Genomic DNA, 201 nt, shown 5'->3' on the forward strand with positions numbered 1-201 from the left:
TGCCCGGTGCCTCGGACCGGCACCTGGCCGGTCTCTGCGACCGGGTCGGCGAGCGCCTGGCGCTGGCCTCGCAGGGCTGGCCGGGCATCGCGCTGGCCGGGCGGGTCGCGTTCGCGGTCACGGCGACCCGGCCGCTGCCGCTGGCCGACCTGCGCGAGGCGCTGGCCCACCTTCCCGAGGAGCCGGGCGACGCCGGCCCGG

At 81.1% G+C, this 201-nt stretch carries 1 protein-coding gene; it reads left to right on the plus strand.

Going from position 1 to position 201, the window contains the following annotated elements; genetic code table 11:
- Positions 1 to 201, plus strand: a 201-nt coding sequence (locus GTW08_RS09705) for a hypothetical protein (protein ID WP_161151796.1), incomplete at both ends; no start/stop codon positions are given.

The sequence above is a fragment of the Pseudonocardia sp. SID8383 genome (assembly GCF_009864975.1).
Lineage (GTDB): Bacteria > Actinomycetota > Actinomycetes > Mycobacteriales > Pseudonocardiaceae > Pseudonocardia > Pseudonocardia alni.